At 35.1% G+C, this 405-nt stretch carries 1 protein-coding gene; it reads right to left on the bottom strand.

The genetic code is table 11. The features are described from left to right. Positions 1 to 405: NFACT family protein (locus E3E37_RS11320; protein ID WP_206204116.1), on the bottom strand; the 405-nt coding region annotated here is incomplete at both ends.

Genomic DNA, 405 nt, shown 5'->3' on the forward strand with positions numbered 1-405 from the left:
AACCATTAGAGCTATCTTATTTCCAGCTTTCTTACCTTCCTCTATGCGTTTTTTGAATTCTTCCCAGCCGAGTTTTTCAACCGCTTTTGAAAACTCTCTCAAAAGATTATCAATGAAGGTGAAATTCGCATATATTAAATCGCCAAGCTCTTGATTTTTCTTCATCTCAGCCTCAAAGCCTTTCATCTGCTCTTCTTGCCTTCTAAGTGTTGCTAATATTTGTCTCTTTTTCTCTTCTAAACGCTTAGTTCTCTCAATTTTTGCTTTTTCTACGGTTATCTTTCCAAAGTACTCATCCAAAGCCTCGCTGAATGTTTCAAAGTATTTTTTCTCATAATTTTCATACCATTTGAGCTCAATTGGGACTACATCAATCATTGTTCCATCTTTATATATGATGTTTGG

The organism is Thermococcus sp. ES12 (assembly GCF_012027515.1).
Classification (GTDB): Archaea; Methanobacteriota_B; Thermococci; order Thermococcales; family Thermococcaceae; genus Thermococcus; species Thermococcus barossii.